General features: G+C 47.2%; 15 protein-coding genes and 1 riboswitch. Of the genes, 10 read left to right on the forward strand and 5 right to left on the reverse strand.

The features are described 5' to 3' along the window. Window positions 1-132 precede the first annotated feature (132 nt). The 4 genes from truB to QT973_RS14630 all read left to right on the forward strand — a co-directional run bounded on the left by truB (window position 133) and on the right by QT973_RS14630 (window position 3989). Window positions 133-1074, forward strand: a complete 942-nt coding sequence (gene truB, locus QT973_RS14615) for a tRNA pseudouridine(55) synthase TruB (protein ID WP_333055112.1) — start codon at window positions 133-135, stop codon at window positions 1072-1074. A gap of 149 nt (window positions 1075-1223) precedes the next feature. Next, window positions 1224-1454, forward strand: a complete 231-nt coding sequence (yidD, locus tag QT973_RS14620; RefSeq protein ID WP_333055111.1) for a membrane protein insertion efficiency factor YidD — start codon at window positions 1224-1226, stop codon at window positions 1452-1454. A gap of 216 nt (window positions 1455-1670) precedes the next feature. Continuing rightward, entirely contained in the window at window positions 1671-2885 is a 1215-nt protein-coding gene (locus tag QT973_RS14625; protein ID WP_333055110.1) for a response regulator, read from the forward strand. Window positions 2886-2990: 105 nt separating this feature from the next. Continuing rightward, entirely contained in the window at window positions 2991-3989 is a 999-nt protein-coding gene (locus QT973_RS14630; RefSeq protein WP_333055109.1) for a glycosyltransferase, read from the forward strand. A gap of 136 nt (window positions 3990-4125) precedes the next feature. Here the strand turns inward: QT973_RS14630 and QT973_RS14635 are convergent, their stop codons facing one another. From QT973_RS14635 to QT973_RS14650, 4 genes are all read right to left on the reverse strand, one after another. After that, window positions 4126-4698 (reverse strand): Uma2 family endonuclease, encoded by a 573-nt coding sequence (locus QT973_RS14635; protein ID WP_333055231.1) that lies wholly within the window; start codon window positions 4696-4698, stop codon window positions 4126-4128. 324 nt (window positions 4699-5022) lie between these two features. Beyond that, window positions 5023-5352 (reverse strand): iron-sulfur cluster assembly accessory protein, encoded by a 330-nt coding sequence (locus QT973_RS14640; protein WP_333263047.1) that lies wholly within the window; start codon window positions 5350-5352, stop codon window positions 5023-5025. 145 nt (window positions 5353-5497) lie between these two features. Further along, on the reverse strand, window positions 5498-5917 hold the full coding sequence (locus QT973_RS14645) for a phosphomannose isomerase type II C-terminal cupin domain (RefSeq protein WP_333263050.1): 420 nt from the start codon (window positions 5915-5917) through the stop codon (window positions 5498-5500). A gap of 324 nt (window positions 5918-6241) precedes the next feature. Further along, window positions 6242-6502: a hypothetical protein gene (locus tag QT973_RS14650; RefSeq protein ID WP_333055107.1), complete on the reverse strand. Its 261-nt coding sequence runs from the start codon at window positions 6500-6502 to the stop codon at window positions 6242-6244. A gap of 412 nt (window positions 6503-6914) precedes the next feature. Here QT973_RS14650 and gltB point away from each other — a divergent pair, with 412 nt between their 5' ends. The 5 genes from gltB to QT973_RS14675 all read left to right on the forward strand — a co-directional run bounded on the left by gltB (window position 6915) and on the right by QT973_RS14675 (window position 14560). After that, complete coding sequence (gltB, locus tag QT973_RS14655; RefSeq protein ID WP_333391596.1) at window positions 6915-11501, forward strand: glutamate synthase large subunit; 4587 nt, start codon at window positions 6915-6917, stop codon at window positions 11499-11501. A 377-nt stretch (window positions 11502-11878) separates the two neighbouring features. Beyond that, window positions 11879-12445 (forward strand): transposase, encoded by a 567-nt coding sequence (locus QT973_RS14660; protein ID WP_333055105.1) that lies wholly within the window; start codon window positions 11879-11881, stop codon window positions 12443-12445. Between the two features lie 270 nt (window positions 12446-12715). Beyond that, the gene (locus QT973_RS14665) at window positions 12716-12946 is read left to right on the forward strand and encodes a type II toxin-antitoxin system RelN family antitoxin (protein WP_333055104.1); all 231 of its coding nucleotides are present in this window, start codon (window positions 12716-12718) and stop codon (window positions 12944-12946) included. A 28-nt stretch (window positions 12947-12974) separates the two neighbouring features. Then, window positions 12975-13832 (forward strand): hypothetical protein, encoded by an 858-nt coding sequence (locus QT973_RS14670; RefSeq protein ID WP_333341293.1) that lies wholly within the window; start codon window positions 12975-12977, stop codon window positions 13830-13832. A 143-nt stretch (window positions 13833-13975) separates the two neighbouring features. After that, window positions 13976-14560 carry a GNAT family N-acetyltransferase gene (locus QT973_RS14675; RefSeq protein ID WP_333055101.1) on the forward strand — a complete coding sequence of 195 codons (585 nt, stop codon included), beginning with the start codon at window positions 13976-13978 and terminating at the stop codon, window positions 14558-14560. Between the two features lie 192 nt (window positions 14561-14752). Here QT973_RS14675 and psbA read toward each other — a convergent pair whose 3' ends face one another. Next, window positions 14753-15835, reverse strand: coding sequence for a photosystem II q(b) protein (gene psbA / locus QT973_RS14680; RefSeq protein WP_333070606.1), 1083 nt, complete (start codon window positions 15833-15835; stop codon window positions 14753-14755). A 230-nt stretch (window positions 15836-16065) separates the two neighbouring features. Further along, window positions 16066-16145: riboswitch (adenosylcobalamin-variant (AdoCbl-variant) riboswitch) on the forward strand. Between the two features lie 8 nt (window positions 16146-16153). On the opposite strand from psbA, the gene cobG reads away from it, so the two are divergent. Beyond that, entirely contained in the window at window positions 16154-17803 is a 1650-nt protein-coding gene (cobG, locus tag QT973_RS14685) for a precorrin-3B synthase (protein ID WP_333391598.1), read from the forward strand. The last annotated feature ends 76 nt before the right edge of the window (window positions 17804-17879 follow it).

Raw genomic sequence — 17879 nt, forward strand, 5'->3', positions numbered from 1 at the left:
GCGTTGCAAGTAACGTTAGCTTTCGCGATGCGAAAAAAAGCAAACTCAAAACTTTTCATCTTCCATCTTCCCTCTTCCTGACATCCGTTATATCCGTTACATCCGTTACAAAATCCGTTGCCGAACTTCCTAATGACTACTGACGGTTTTCTCAATCTCAACAAACCTGCGGGCATGACATCTCACGACTGCGTGGGGCGAGTGCGCCGGCTATTGAAACTCAAGCGAGTCGGACACGGAGGAACCCTCGATCCTGCTGTGACTGGCGTTTTGCCGATCGCCCTGGGCAAAGCAACCAGACTGCTGCAATATCTCCAACACAATAAAGCTTACCGAGGCACGATTCGGTTTGGCTTAACTACTGCTACTGACGATTTAGAAGGAGAAATTATCCATTCTCGACCGGTGCCAGAGTTGAGTTTGGAACAAGTCCAAGCTGCACTCCCAAATTTCCTAGGAAAAATCGATCAATTTCCGCCGAGTTTTAGTGCGGTTCAGGTGGGAGGAAAACGCCTTTATGAGTTAGCTAGAAAAGGCGAAACTGTGGAAGTTGCTGCTAGGAAGGTCGAGGTTTTTCGGCTGGAAATCTTGGATTGGCGGCCGGGGGATTTTCCTGAATTGGATTTGTCGATCGCCTGCGGGGCGGGTACTTACATTCGGGCGATCGCACGGGATTTGGGTGCACTGTTGAATACAGGCGGTACTTTGGCTTGTTTGACTCGCACCGAAAGTAGCGGTTTCTCGATCGACCAAAGTCTGAGTTTTGAAGAATTAGAACTGCAATTGCAGGAGAATAAATTTTGCCCGATTTTGCCATCGGCGGTTTTGGGACATTTAGGTGCGATCGTCCTTTCCCCTGAATATACCAAACGCTGGTTTCAAGGACAGCGCCTCCCGATTCCCGAAACGTCGATCGATCCCTATGAGGAAAGTAGCAACCATCCCCCCCACAACCCAATACCCGAACATCCCTATCCCTTGCAGGTGTACGATCGAGACGGTAATTTTTTAGGTATCGGTCAAGTAGCCAACTCAGAGACAAGTACCATATTATCTCCTCAAATTGTGCTTTAAGTATCTAAAATAATAATGAAAAAAGGTATAATTGGTACAGAAAAAGTTGGCGGAACTCTAACCGCTGGGAATGCTCTCGATGCACCTAGCTTACAGCGATACCGGACGAGATTGGCCTATTAATCTAATCAATCGCTGAGGTAAAAATTGTGAAAATATTGCTGGTCGGATTAATCCGAGGCTACAAAATGGGAATTTCTCCTTACCTGCCTAACGCCTGTAGATTTCAGCCCACTTGTTCGCAATACGCGATCGAAGCAATAGAAAGATTTGGGCCGGCCCGTGGCAGCTCAATGGCAGTTAAGCGGATTTTGCGCTGTCATCCTTTTCATCCAGGGGGTTACGATCCAGTACCTCCTGCAGATAGCGAAGGCAATTAGTTATTAGTTAGAATCCCGATTTTAGTGATTAGTTAATAGGGCAAATAGCCGTTACATCCTCATGGCTAAAACTCCTGGGGGGAATCAGTCCCTAAGAGGGTTAAATTCTCACAATTAGTGGTGTTTTTTAACCCAAATTCAGTAAAATTACTGTTATCTTTCAAAACTCAGCAGCTATATAATGGTACAAACAGAGTACAGGGGATGCGAGTTGATATGTCTGCTACCGCAATCGGATACAAAATGTTGTCCCATACTCTGGCTGTACTCAGCCAGAAACAAGCAACGGGGAAACTGGTGTTAGAGCAAGGGGAACAACAGTGGCAACTTTACTTTTTTCAGGGTAGTTTGGTGTATGCCACGGGAGGATCGCACAGAGCGAGACGCTGGTACAGGGCGATCGGGCAACACTGTCGAAACTTTCAAGTGGATCTCAGAGACCTCAATGCTGGAGAACTGTGGGAATATCAACTGCTTCAGCGAGGGATAGCAGCCAGCGAAATGAGTCTGGAACAAGCTAGGGCGATCGTCCACACCAGCCTTTCGGAAGTGTTATTTGCTCTGATCGGTCAATCGGGTTTGCGCCGGGAGTGGCGTCCCTCCCAGAAATATTTTTCTACCATTACCTCTTCTTTGCTGCTGTCTTTAACAGAAGTAGAAAAAATTCTGTGTTGTACAGAAGAAATTTGGCAAAAGTGGAAAGCAATGGGTTTGTGGCTTGTAGATCCAGAACAAGCACCGCTTTTAAAACCGTCGGCCCAGTTGCAGCAAAATCGATTTAGTTCTAATTCTTTGATCGCTTTGGGTAACGTATTCAACGGCGAGAATACTCTTTGGGATATTGCATTTAAGAAAAAGCAGTGCGTGACAGTGGCAACTCGCGCTTTAGTTAATTACATCAAGCAGGGTTTAGTAAATTTCCGAACAGTACCAGACTTGCCGTCGCCTATAGAACAGTGGCGCCTGGCGGCGGCGATCGCAGGGCCGGGTCGCCCTTTGATTGCCTGTATCGATGACAGTCCGACAGTATGCGAATTTTTAGAGCAAATTTTATTGCCGGAAGGGTATCGAGTCCTAAAAATTCAAGATCCCATGCAGGGAGTGGGCCTCCTCGCCAAACAAAAGCCTGCTTTAATTTTTATGGACGTGGTGATGCCGAAGACAAGTGGCTTTGCTTTGTGCAATTTTTTGCGAAAGACACCCGCTTTTCGGGAAACTCCGATCGTGTTTTTGACCAGTCAAGACAGTATAATTGACCGCACGCGAGCGAAATTGACAGGTGCTTCCGATTTTTTGAGGAAGCCAGCCAATCCCGAACAGGTTTTGCAAATAGTTGACAAGTATTTGAAGGTAAAAGGCGATCGCTACCATTCAGCTATTCGCCCCCATGATTTACTGAACTCGCACCAACTTACCTTGGCAAATTCTTGAACCAAAATTAATGAACACAATAACCCCTTGCTGGGTGCGTCAGGAACTGACGCACCCTACACTCATTGTAAAATAAAGACGCAATCGAATTTAAGATAATTAATTATGAGTAATGTTACGATCGATCGCACCCCGCAGGTAAGCGTAGTAATTCCGGCTTACAACTGTGCTGCTTACGTCGGCCAAGCCGTAGATAGCGTTCTGCACCAAACCTATACTAACTGGGAAATTATTGTCATAGACGACGGTTCCAAAGATGACACTAGATTAGTTTTAGAGAAATATGGCGATCGAATTCGCTACATTTACCAACAAAATCGAGGAGTTTCGATTGCCAGAAATCACGGCATCGAGCTAGCGCGAGGAGAATTTATCGCCTTTCTCGATGCTGACGACTACTTTTTTCCCGACAAATTAGCAGCACAAATGGCTGTATTTGCAGCGAAACCACATCTAGGAATAGTTCACAGCGGCTGGCGTCTAGTTAATAGTATAGGCGAACCGCTAAAAGATGTCAAACCCTGGCAAAATGTCCCTAAATTAGACTTAGAAATGTGGCTGCGGTGGAAACCAGTATTACCCAGCGCGATGGTATTTCGCCGTCACTGGTTAGAGCGCGCCGGCGGATTTGATCCTCGATTTCCCCCGGCGGAAGATACAGATTTAGTGCTGCGTTTAGCCTTAATGGGATGCGAAGCAGAGTGGTTGCAGCAAGTAACTGTTTGCTACCGCCAGCACGAACAAAGCGCCATGTACAAAGGTTTACCGCAGGCTAAATCCCTCGCCGCAGTCATGGACAATTTTTTTGCCCGCCCCGAATTGCCGGATAAAATACGTTTGTTGGAAAAGCAAATCAAGTACAGTACCTTAGTTTGGATTGCTTGGTATTTGTACCGCACCGGTCATTCTGTTGAGATGGTAGAGTTTTTGCAGCGTTCTTGGAATTATACGCCTTATTTGCCTGTGGAAACGGTAATTAATTGGGCGGAAGCTTTCGCCGAGTTTTCGCAGGATGCGGGAAATGAATTCGATGCAGATTTGTTAGCTCAATCTCCAGAGTGGGAGCAGTTAATGCAGTGGATTATTCTCGGTACGCCAGCTTGATTGAAAGCTTTTCCATTGCACTGATATCGTTTACGGTTGCATAGGAATTATTTAACCGCAGAGAGCGCAGAGGACACAGAGGAAGAGAAGAGAGGTTTTTCGCATTTCTGGCTATGTAAAATCTGCATAAACTTTATTAGGCTTCAGTTTGAGTTTCTGCTTCAGTAAAAATTGGCGGCCACAGTTCAGCAATTGGCAATTCCCAACCAGGGAAAAGTTCGGGGACTGTCAAAATATCTTCATTTCCCAACACAATCGGTTCACCTTCCTGACGATAAACTGTTACAGTTTCTTCATCTGGATCGATCAAAATTCCTACTTGCGCTCCGAGTTCTAGGAAATTCTGAATCTTTTTTTCTAGCGGTTTAATGCGATCGCTCTGTGATTTAATTTCTACTACTAAATCTGGGACTAATTCTCCGAAATAACGGGGACTTTGCCTGAGACGTGCGGCTCGGACAAAAGAAACATCAGGTGCTGTAAGGTTAGCATCAGGTAAGATAAAGCCGCCTGCGGAGTCAAAAACTCGACCCAAACGGCGGGGATTCACCCAAACGAAGAGAAAGGCACTCAACCGAATGCCAATTTCACTAGATACAATGTCTGACGGGCCCACAATGATAATCCTCCCGCTTTCTAGTTCAACTTGGTAGTCTTGACCGGCTTCTTTGAAGGTTTTTTGGACTTTTTCTAAGTCTTTGAGTGTCATCATACGATTTTAGATTTTAGATTTTAGATTTTAAGTTTTAAATTTTAGATTTTAAATTTTATAATTATCTGCAACTGACGCACTATAAATCATATTGGTTATTGCTTATTGTGTCAGGTGCGTCAATCTATTTTAGATTTTAGAATTGAAGAATTATCTGCAACTGACCAAGAATTTCTTGATGGTACCCGCCACGTGATTTATCCGTGGAATCAATCCAAAATCGCAAATCGCAAATCCTCAAGCCCCCGCATTTATCCGTGGGGTCGCCTCTAAAATCTAAAATCTAAAATCTAAAATCGATTGACGCACCCTACAGGTTGGTTATTCCTTAGCAGAAAAGGAGTTGCCACAGCTACAGCTTTGAGCGGCATTGGGATTGTGAAATCGGAAACCTCCGCCCATCAAGTCTTCTGAATAATCCAAGGTGAGCTCATTGAGATATTTTAAGTGCTGGGGGTCGATCGCAACTTCAATCCCCTCCGACTCGCATACAGCGTCTTCTGGGGCTGGCCCATCGTCAAATGCCATTGTATAAGACAAACCGGAGCAGCCGCTCGATTCCACGCCCAGACGAAATAAAGCATTGGGGTTCGGATGCTTCGACTTGAGGCGCGTTACTTCTGTTGCTGCTGTTTTGCTCAGATGAATCATTATGAGTAATTGGTAATTTGTAATTGGTAATTTGGGAAGTAATGTTGAGTTTTGAAAATGTAGAGTGCGCCTAGCCTTGCACCTTACCCAGAGAATGTAAAGTGCGCCGCAGCGCACCTTACCCCTATATTTTTAGCAACTTGAGTTACTTAGCCTTTTCTGTACGGGCATAATCGTCTTGAAAGCGTACAATATCATCTTCTCCGAGATATTCGCCATTCTGCACCTCAATTAAAACCAGAGGGATAACTCCCGGATTTTCCAGGCGGTGAGAAATGCACTGAGGAACGTAGGTAGACTGATTGGTAAACAGAACTTGTTCAGTTTCGCCACAAGTAACTTTTGCAGTACCTGAAACCACAATCCAGTGTTCGCTGCGGTGGTGGTGCATTTGCAGGCTGAGGCGGTGTCCAGACTTAACTTCGATCCGCTTAATTTTATATCCTGGGCCTTCTTCTAGAGTCGTAAATGAGCCCCAAGGCCGCAATTCTGTAGCGGCTACTCCGTTGGGTGCTGCAGGTGCGTGCAGGGTAGATACTTGAGAAATTTCTTGAATCTGAACCATGATTTTCACTCCTTGAGGATTGCTTGCTGAATCCTTTGGTAAACGACGTTGTTTTTTGAGATTAACTAATCTATAGTTAAAACCGAAGCCCACCTGCGGGCACTGGTTAGCCGACTGTAGAGTTTTGCAAGAGTTGCGCTCAGCCCGATCGACCTGCCTTAACAACCATAGCAAAACCAACATAGCTGTTGTCACCTGTTATGGGTTCGATCGCCCCAATCTACATCAAATCTTCATAGAAAGGGCGCTGGTTCTTGAATATTGATTAAAGGTGAATCCTAATCCAGCTCTTGAGACTGCTGCTGCAAAAATTCTAGCATCTGGTTAGAGACCCTCTGGGATGAAACCTGGTTGAATAGTTAGACTTGAATAAGTTTGGCTAAGTTCTGTGAAGCAGTGATAAGTAAACCGAACATCGTAGAGTTTTTTCAATTCTGCAACCAGCGTGGGAGAAAGCGGACGAAAGCTATCCAACCAGGCTTTGAGTCGATCGACTTTTTGCAATTTTTCAGAAAGGTTCATCGCGGATGAGAAGGCAAAATGCTGGTGGAGAATGTCACCCAGACGCTGAGGATACAGTCGCATTAACAATGCTATAAACTCATTTCTCAAGAACAGGCTTTCCGGCCTGTTCCACAGAGAGTAAATTTTGTGGAACAGGCATCTTGCCCGCCCTTGAAAAGCTTATTAACAATGGTGCAAGATGTGAGTTGGTATCGGAATTACTCATCTCTCTTCCTCTGCGCTCTCTGCGGCCTCTGCGGTTTAATAATTCACATAATTGAAGAGTCTTTAAGCATAAATATTTAGACCTCCGGGTTCCATAGTTAAGTGATCGGCTTTAACTATTTTTTTACTCGAATATAAAAAGCTGGGATTTTTTGGTAACTCTACCTAATTGAGTAGATCCACATATAATACATGATACTAGATCGATCGGCATCCCACCATCTACTCTAGATCAACATCTTTTCACCACTTTGAGAGACACATCAAAATGAACAGCAACGGACTGCCACAAAAACAAGGCTTGTACGATCCGCAGTTCGAGCACGACGCTTGCGGAGTCGGATTCATCGTACACATGAAGGGTAACAAATCCCACGAAATAGTCGAGCAGGCACTAACAATCCTGCTGAACCTCGACCACCGAGGCGCGTGCGGCTGCGAACCCAACACCGGAGACGGGGCGGGGATTTTGATGCAGGTGCCCCACAAGTTTCTCAAGAAAGTAACGGCGGCCCTAAACATCGAACTTCCCGAAGCCGGCGAGTACGGCGTTGGCGCGATTTACTCGTCGCCAAATCGAACTGAACGGGAAAACGGCAAACGCATTTTTGAGGAAATCGCCGCAGAAGAAGGCCAGGAAGTGCTGGGCTGGCGCGATGTGCCCACGGACAACTCGTCCCTCGGCGACACCGCCAAATCTAGCGAACCCTTCATGCAGCAAGTGTTCCTCCGGCGCGCCGCAGGTATTGACGAGGCGGCTTTCGAGCGGAAACTGTACGTCATCCGCAAACGGGCTCACAACGCCATCCGCAGAACTAACACAGACCCCTACTGGTACAATTCCACTCTCTCGTGCCGGACGATCGTCTACAAGGGTATGTTAATGCCGGTGCAAGTCGGCGATTACTATCCCGAACTGCACGACCCAGACATGGAAAGCGCTCTAGCCCTAGTTCACTCGCGCTTCAGCACCAATACTTTTCCGAGTTGGGAACGATCGCACCCTTACCGCTACATCGCCCACAACGGCGAAATTAACACAATGCGCGGCAACATTAACTGGATGCACGCGCGGCAATCGCTGTTCGAGTCGGAACTATTCGGCGATGACTTAAAGAAAATCCCCAATTTAATCAATATCGAAGGCAGCGACTCGACGATTTTTGACAATGCTTTGGAATTGCTGACTTTGGCCGGGCGTTCTTTGCCGCACGCTGTCATGATGATGATTCCCGAACCTTGGACAGCCCACGAGTCCATGAGTGACGAGAAAAAAGCTTTCTACGAATACCATTCTTGCTTGATGGAACCTTGGGACGGCCCAGCTTCGATCGCATTTACCGATGGTACATCGATCGGGGCCGTGCTCGATCGCAACGGTTTGCGCCCTTCCCGCTACTGCGTTACCAAAGACGACTTGGTAATTATGGCATCGGAAGCCGGAGTTTTGCCGATCGCCCCTGAACGAATTGTATCAAAAGGTCGCTTGCAACCGGGGCGGATGTTCCTGGTAAATACCGAGGAAGGCCGCATCGTCTCTGACGAGGAAATTAAAACCAAAATCGCCACAGAACACCCGTACCGCCAGTGGATCGACCAGCACATGGTCGAAATCGCCAAACTGAAAGATGCGCCGGCATTGGCAGAATCTCATCCCGAAACATTATTGCAGCGCCAAATGGCCTTTGGCTACACCTTTGAAGAACTGCGGTTGCTGTTAGCACCGATGGCAAAAGATGGCGTGGAAGCTGTCGGCGCGATGGGTGCGGATACGCCGCTGGCGGTGCTTTCCAATCGGCCAAAATTGCTTTACGAATACTTCCAGCAGTTGTTTGCTCAAGTTACCAATCCGCCGATCGATTCTATCCGCGAAGAAATTGTAACTTCTGCCGAAACTACGATCGGCGCTGAACGCAATTTGCTCAAACCAGAACCCGAAAGCTGTCATTTAATTGAACTGAAAACGCCAATTCTCAGCAATGAAGAATTAGCTAAGCTCCAACACGTAAATGAGGGCAATTTCAAGTCCGTCACCGTGCCGATTTTGTTTGACCCCAAAAGCGGCGTAAAAGGTCTAGAACAAGCCTTAGAAGAGGTTTTTGCAGCAGCAGACAGCGCGATCGCCTCCGGGGTGAATATCCTCATTCTGAGCGATCGGGGTATCAGTCCAGACAAAGCCCCAATTCCGGCGCTGCTGGCAGTTGCGGGCCTGCACCACCACTTGATCCGTAAAGGTACGCGCACGCGGGCGGGACTCGTGCTCGAATCCGGCGAACCGCGCGAAGTGCACCACTTTGCGACACTTATTGGATATGGTTGCGGCGCGATTAATCCGTATTTGGCCTTTGAGACGATCGCCGATTCGATCCGCGAAGGATTGCTGCTAAATGTCGAGTACAAAACAGCTTGCAAAAACTACATCAAAGCCGCAACAAAAGGTGTGACGAAAGTTGCCTCGAAAATTGGGATTTCTACAATTCAAAGTTATCGCGGCGCGCAGATTTTTGAGGCGATCGGCTTAAACAAATCCGTAGTCGATAAATACTTTGCTTGGACAGCCTCCCGGATTGAAGGCGTAGACCTCGAAGTCATCGCCCAAGAAGCTATTTTGCGCCATACCCACGCATTCCCAGACCGCCCAGCCAGCGGACATACTCTCGATGTCGGCGGCGAATATCAGTGGCGGAAAGAAGGCGAGGCGCACTTGTTTAGTCCGCAGACAATTCACGCGCTGCAAAAGTCGGTGCGCGAGGGCAGTTATACGCTTTTCAAACAGTATTCTGGGCTGGTAAACGAACAAAACCAGCAGCATTTTACCTTGCGCGGTTTGTTGCAATTCAAACAGCGGGAATCGATACCCATTGAGGAAGTTGAGCCGATCGAATCTATTCTCAAACGCTTTAAAACTGGGGCGATGAGTTACGGTTCGATTTCTAAAGAAGCCCACGAATCTCTGGCGATCGCGATGAACCGCATTGGTGGCAAATCGAACACCGGTGAAGGCGGCGAAGATCCCGATCGCTACACTTGGACGAACGATCGCGGCGACTCGAAAAACAGCGCGATCAAACAAGTTGCTTCCGGGCGTTTCGGCGTTACCAGCTTGTACCTTTCCCAAGCGCGGGAACTGCAAATCAAGATGGCGCAAGGCGCGAAACCCGGTGAAGGCGGACAGTTGCCCGGTAAAAAAGTATACCCGTGGATTGCGAAGGTGCGGAACTCGACTCCGGGTGTGGGTTTGATTTCGCCTCCTCCTCACCACGACATTTATTCGATCGAAGATTTGGCCGAATTGATTCACGACTTGAAAAATTCCAACCGGGAAGCGCGGATTAGCGTCAAACTCGTGTCGGAAGTGGGAGTCGGGACGATCGCGGCCGGGGTTGCGAAAGCCCACGCCGATGTCGTGTTGATTTCCGGCTACGACGGCGGAACCGGCGCTTCGCCGCAAACTTCGATCAAACACGCGGGATTACCTTGGGAATTGGGACTGGCTGAAACTCACCAAACTTTGGTACTCAACAATCTCCGCAGCCGGATTGTCGTGGAAACTGACGGTCAAATGAAAACCGGCCGCGATGTAGTAATTGCTGCCTTGCTTGGCGCTGAGGAATTCGGTTTTGCTACCGCGCCGCTGGTGACATTGGGCTGCATCATGATGCGCGTTTGCCACCTGAACACTTGCCCCGTGGGCGTGGCAACGCAAGACCCACTGCTGCGGAAAAACTTTACCGGCGACCCCGATCACACGGTAAACTTTATGACTTTCATCGCGCAGGAAGTCCGGGAAATTATGGCGCAGTTGGGCTTCCGCACGTTGAATGAAATGGTTGGCCGCACTGATGTTTTGGAACCTCAGCAAGCGGTGGAACACTGGAAGGCTAAGGGTTTGGATTTCTCGAAAATCCTTTATCAGCCGGAAGTTGGCGCGGATGTCGGGCGCTATTGTCAGATGGCGCAGGATCACGGTTTGGAAAAGTCCCTCGACATGACTGTGTTGTTGGATTTGTGCAAAGGTGCGATCGAAAATGGCGAAAAAGTCCACGCCAAACTGCCGATTACCAATGTCAACCGCGTTGTCGGCACAATTCTCGGCAACGAAATCACCAAGCGCAACTGGGAAGGTTTGCCGGATGACACGGTGCACCTGCACTTCCAAGGCAGCGCTGGGCAAAGCTTTGGCGCATTCGTGCCCAAGGGAGTCACCCTGGAACTCGAAGGCGAAGCTAACGACTATTTGGGCAAGGGGCTCAGCGGCGGCAAGATTATCCTGTATCCGTCGCACGCTTCCACCTTTGTCGCGGAAGAAAACGTGATTGTCGGTAACGTAGTGCTTTACGGCGCGACTGCTGGTGAGGTTTTCATCCGAGGGATGGCGGGCGAACGTTTTGGGGTGCGTAACTCCGGCGTTAACGCAGTAGTTGAAGGTGTGGGCGATCACGGTTGCGAGTACATGACTGGTGGCAAAGTTGTAGTTTTGGGCGAAACCGGGCGCAATTTTGCAGCGGGTATGAGTGGCGGCGTCGCTTACATTTTGGATGAAGCGGGGGATTTTGCTACTCGCTGCAATATGTCGATGGTGGATTTGGAAAAATTGGAGGATGTTGAGGAAATTAGCGATTTGCGGCAGTTAATTCAGACTCACTTTGATTTAACTGGAAGTGCGAAAGCATCGAAGGTTTTGGCAAATTGGGATTCGATGGTGCCGGTGTTTGTGAAGGTGATGCCGAGGGATTACAAGCGGGTGTTGCAGGCTATTGAAAGGGCGATCGCATCGGGTTTAAGCGGTGATGATGCGCTGACGGCTGCGTTTGAAGAAAATGCTCGCGATGTCGCCCGGATTGGCGGCAGCTAGTAAATCCAAGAAACCGGGTTTTTGCGATAATTTCTGCATCATCGCCGAGATTTTAGGAAGAAACCCGGTTTCTGACTCCCGCGCACAGAGCCCAAATCCCAGAAACCGGGTTTTTGCGATAATTTTGGTATCTCACGCCCGATTTAGGAAGAAACCCGGTTTCTGACTCCCGCGCACAGAGCCCAAATCCCAGAAACCGGGTTTCTGCGATAATTTCTGCATCATCGCCGAGATTTTAGGAAGAAACCCGGTTTCTGACTCCCGCGCACAGAGCCCAAATCCCAGAAACCGGGTTTCTGCGATAATTTTGGCATCTCACGCCGGATTTAGGAAGAAACCCGGTTTCTGAGTCGCACACGTACCATCCGATCTGCCAAATGCCACGTCGCCAAGTTATCTTGCAAGCGGGTAATTACTACCATATTTATAACCGAGGCAATAACCGTCAGCTTATCTTTTTTGAGCGAGAAAACTATATTTATTTTTTACGCCAATTAAGAAACCATCTGATTAATCATGGTGTCGATATTATTGCGTATTGTTTGATGCCAAACCACTATCATTTATTAGTTTACTTGAAAACCGATCGTTTTTCCAAGCTGATGCAGGCGTTTACTCTGTCTTATGTTAAGGCTATCAGTAAACGCTATCAAAGGGTGGGTTCATTGTTTCAGGGACGATTTCAGGCGATTCATGTAGAGACAGAAGAGTATTTATTACACTTAACTCGCTATATTCACTTAAACCCAGTCTCTGCTAATATAGTTGAAAAAGCCGAGAATTGGGAGTTTTCTAGCTATCAAGAATATATTGATTTGCGCCAGGGAAATTTACCTAAAATAGATGGAGTGCGAGCGAAATTTCAGTCAGCAGATGCTTATCGTTACTTTTTAGAAGATTCAACTAGCGATCGATTAATCCAGCATTTAACCTTTGAAGAATAGAAAGAAACCAAGAAACCGGGTTTCCGCCCCCAATCCCAGAAACCGGGTTTCTGCCATAATTTAAGCATCCTCACCGAAATTTGGTGAAGAAACCCGGTTTCTGACTCCCCGCGCACAGAGCCCAAATCCCAGAAACCGGGTTTCTGCGATAATTTTGGCATTCTCACCGAGATGTTGTAAGAAACCGGGTTTCTGACTCCATATCTCACGATCCATTGAGTTCTTTGATATCCTTGGAAACACTGTTATTTACAGAAAAAAAAGTAGACTATGAAAGCGATCGAAACCACTGGAACAATTGACGATCGAGGGATGCTGTGTATAGATAGACCCCTTACCCTTGTCAACCACAGACACGTTCGGATTATTGTCTTAGTGCCGGAAGACACTGATATCGATCCAGATGATAACCCCACTGAAACTGTCCTCGAAGGGCTTCAGCAAGGCTTCCATGAGGCAATTACCGGACAAACTCTCCCTTTGTCCCAACTGTGGAATTGATATAAAATTAGGGAAATCAACAAGCAAAATGATTCAATCCATACCGAAAATATCCATCAAACCTGGATACCGTCCCCAGTCGGATGATAAAACTCCTGAAGCTGATGCAATTGATTTTTACCTACTGCGGCAACTCACCAATTCCCAACGGTGGCAAATGGGGGCAAAATTAAATCGTTGGGCAAAAACTGTTAGCTTGCGCGGGATGAAAAAAGCTTGTCCCTCAACCTACAAAGAGCGATTTGCTCGATCGATATTAGGTAGCAAGTGGTTGCCAATTTTAACCCCCACCAGTGAGCCATCTATGTGGACGCAAGACCCCAGCGAAATTGCTAGACTGTTGCACCCAATTTTTGAAACATTAGGTGTCTCTTATTATATTACAGGAGGCGTTGCCGCTTCTGTCTATGGCGACCCTAGAACAACACGCGATTTAGATTTAGTAATTGAATTGCTGCGGGACAATATTTTTCAATTAGTTGAAGCACTAGAAACGGCTGGTTTTTACTGCCCTCCGGGTTCGGTCAAAGATATTCAAGAGGGTAGAGGCATGGTGTTGAGCGTCACTCACATGACTTTAGTATTGAACGCTGATATTGTGCTGAATTCTAATACTGCATTCGATCGCTCAAAAATGGCAAGACGACGATTAGAAGCGCTTGACGAAGCTGGTGTAGAACAATTTTGGGTGGCTTCTCCTGAAGATATTGTGTTGGCCAAACTGCTCTGGCGGCAACAGTCTCAGTCTCAAAAACAATGGAATGATGTTTTGGGAATTCTGAAAGTCCAATCTGAGAATTTAGATCGGGGTTACTTAACAGGGTGGGCCCAACAATTGGGGTTGATTGATGATTTGAACCTAGCTTTTACTGAATCAGGGATTTGATGCGATCGCCCACAAGTGCAGACATACCTACAGTCATGATATTGTCCCAAGGATCTCGCCCCTAAAATATTTACAAAACTAAATCTGGTATGCGATCTATATCTAGCTGTTAGAATAGACAAACCTGAGCGTTAAAATCGCAAATGTATGACAGCGTTCCTACACACTATGCTATGGAATATCTAACTTTTAGGGAAGCCGATGGAGAGGACATACAGGCGATCGCCAATATTCACAATTCTCATGCGCGCGGTCAAAATACGTCGATCGAGCGCGGCTTTTTGCTAACACAAATTACTGAAGATGAGATTGTCCAAAGCTTAAATAATTCATGCAAATATTTTGTGTCAGCTAAAACCGATGGGGAAATTGTGGGATTTGTGGCTATATCACAACCCAAAATATCAGATGAAATCTTGGATAAAATTATCTGGAAAGATGAGGTTTTTAAGAAAAGAGTCACCAGCGATAGGCATTTTTATCTCGAAAGAGTAGCAACCAAGTTAGATTGGATGGGTAGAGGTGTGGCTCAATTTATGTATAACGAAATTTATCAAGTTTTTCCAACTTCATTGATTTCGCTGTTTATTGTTACCCAGCCAATAGCTAATACTCGTTCCCTAATGTTTCACCAAAAACAGGGATTTGAACAAATAGGAACTTTGCAAATTGACCGATTTCTAGATTTAGAAAATTATGAATGTATTGTGATGTTTAAAGAAACTTGAATTTATCATGAGTGAGTCTCCCACGAGAAGCCGACATCAATCCAGCCTAACAGGAATTACCAGAAGCGAGGGACTCGATATAACTTCCTTGGCTGCTGGGATACTTCGCCTCCCCGCAGGAAAAATATTTTTTCCCAAAACAAAAAGCGCCCCTATTTCTAGGAGCGCTTTTTGTTAATCAAAAGCTAAAACTTAGCCATTGATGGAAGGAGCAACCAAAGCTACAGGAGTGACTTCACTAGCAGCCAAGTCGAGTGGGAAGTTGTGAGCATTGCGCTCGTGCATTACTTCCATACCCAAGTTAGCGCGGTTGATGACATCAGCCCAAGTATTGATGACACGACCTTGAGAGTCGATAATCGATTGGTTGAAGTTGAAACCGTTCAAGTTGAAAGCCATCGTGGAGATACCCAAAGCGGTAAACCAGATGCCGACTACTGGCCATGCACCTAACAAGAAGTGCAAAGAACGGCTGTTGTTGAAAGAAGCGTATTGGAAAATCAAACGACCGAAGTAGCCGTGGGCTGCAACGATGTTGTAGGTTTCTTCTTCTTGACCGAATTTGTAACCGTAGTTTTGAGATTCGGTTTCGGTTGTTTCACGAACCAAGGAAGAAGTAACGAGAGAACCGTGCATGGCGGAGAACAAAGAACCACCGAAGACACCAGCAACTCCCAACATGTGGAAGGGGTGCATCAGGATGTTGTGCTCGGCTTGGAACACGATCATGAAGTTGAATGTACCGGAGATACCCAAAGGCATACCGTCAGAGAAAGAACCTTGTCCAATTGGGTAGATCAAGAATACTGCGGTTGCTGCTGCAACAGGTGCAGAGTAAGCGACGCAGATCCAAGGACGCATACCTAAGCGGTAGGACAATTCCCATTCACGACCCATGTAGCAGAAAACGCCAATGAGGAAGTGGAAAATTACCAATTGGTAAGGGCCGCCGTTGTACAACCACTCGTCTAAGGAAGCTGCTTCCCAGATTGGGTAGAAGTGCAAGCCGATCGCGTTAGATGAAGGAACAACAGCACCTGTGATGATGTTGTTACCGTACATCAAGGAACCTGCTACTGGTTCGCGAATGCCGTCGATGTCCACTGGAGGAGCAGCGATGAAGGCGATGATGTAGCAAATGGTGGCGCTCAGGAGGGTAGGAATCATCAAGACTCCGAACCAACCTACATAAATGCGGTTGTCGGTGCTTGTGACCCATTCACAAAAGCGTTCCCAGACGTTGGCGCTTTCGCGCTGCTGTAAGGTTGTTGTCATGGTTTTATGATTGCTGTATTTGGTTGTCAATGTTCGGATGATGTTTATATTATTACGCCTATCGTTAAGGTTTGTAAAGGGGTTTGACGACAGTTAAACTGATGAGTGTGATTAGGAAAGCTGATGAAACCAGAGACAGGGGCGTAGCTTGCGGGGCCCGACGCCATCGCCAGAAGTTTTGTTAAGAAAGTTGAGGGTTTTGCTTTCTGTGGGTCAGCTCGTGATACCTTTCTAAAACCTGAAAGCGGGAAAGTCCGGTGCAATTCCGGCGCTGTGCCGCAACTGTAAAAGTCAGAATGCCGATTTCGGGGGCGCTTTGTGGGCGTTTACTTTTGGATTCCCTGCGTAGCACGGGGAGGAGATTATTTGTTAGCTTTGACTGATTTGCCGACTTGTCCGGGTTTATTTTACGGTTCCCAAGCCCGAGACGGAGTTTTATCGAGAATGCGGATTCCGGGGGGAATTTTAAACGCGCAGCAGTGTGGGACGATCGCCGATTTGGCAGATCAATACAGTACCGGCTGTTTGCAAGTGACGAATCGGGGAAATTTGCAAATCCGAGAAGTGCACTCGGAAATTCCCCCGGAAGTCTGGAACCGCTTGCAGGAATTGGGGATAGCGTCTCGCCGCGTTGAAGTTGACCCGATTCGCAATATTATGGCAAGCCCGACAGCAGGGATCGATCGCCAGCAGTTACTGGATACTCGCCCGCTAGTGAAAGCTTGGGATGATTACCTGCAAACGCATCCCGAATTGTCGGAACTTTCGCCTAAGTTCAGTATTGGCTTCGACGGCGGGGAATCGGTTTCGATCCAGGCTTTACGCAACGATATTTTATTAGCTGCTGAAGCGCTTTCAACCCAATCAGAAATCGTTTTTCGGCTGCATTTAAACGGCGATACAGGAATTTTCATCCAAGAATCGCAATGTATTTCAGTATTAGCCGCCCTCGCTAGCACCTATCTTGAATACACCAAAAATCGACCTCGAATTGATGGCAAAAAACCGCGTTTGCGTCACCTGCTGACAGATTGGGGCGCTAAAAGTTATCTAGAAAGGGTACAGCAGAATTTACCATTTTTATGGCAATTCACATCTTGCACATTTCCCAAAAACAGGCAAGATGCCTGTTCCACAAACAGTGAATTTCCTTGTGGGGTGGGCATCTTACCCGCCCGTTCGATCGCCTTTCCCAAAAACAGGCAAGATGCCTGTTCCACAAAGAGTGAATTTCCTTGTGGGGTGGGCATCTTGCCCGCCCGTTCGATCGACTCATCTGCAAGGGCGATCAAACAATCCCGACATCTCGGCATTCATCCTCAGCGACAGTCCGGTTTTTCCTACATGGGAATTGCGCTGCCTCTCGGTAGGCTAGAATCAAAGCAACTGCGGAATTTGGCAAATTTAGCCCAAAATCTAGCCAGCGGTACCCTGAGACTTACGCCGTGGCAAAATCTGTTGATTTCTGATATCCCCAACTCCCAGCTTTTTGAGGTAAAACAGCAAATCGCCGATTTGGGATTGCACTCGTCGGCGACTCGCCTAGATTCGTGCTTGGTGGCTTGTGCTGGCAGCAGCGGCTGTGCGTCGGCGGCGACAGATACTCAAAGTCACGCCCTATCAATGGTGAGGGATTTAGCGCAAAAATTGACGATCGACCTGCCGATTAACATTCATTTCAGCGGTTGCCAAAAGTCCTGCGCCCAGCACCAGCCAATTGATATCACGCTGGTGGGAATTCAGATTGAGCGAGGACACGAGACGATCGAAGGTTACGACATTTATGCGGGTAGAAAAGATTTGCCCTTCGGACAACCAATTTTTCCGGCGGTGAGTGCGGTCGAGATGCCCGGTGCGATCGAGCGAATGTTGCGGGTGTATCAGCGGTTTCGAGAGCCTTTGGAGTCATTTGGTGAGTTTATTGATCGGCAGGCGATCGACCAATTGCAGGAGTTGTTGAGCACCTAAAATCGGAATTGAAAGTGAAAAAATATCCCATGAAAACTGACAATTTTTAATTATTTCTCTTTCTATATTTCTGGAT

Source organism: Microcoleus sp. Z1_A1 (assembly GCF_036700305.1).
Classification (GTDB): Bacteria; Cyanobacteriota; Cyanobacteriia; order Cyanobacteriales; family Microcoleaceae; genus Microcoleus.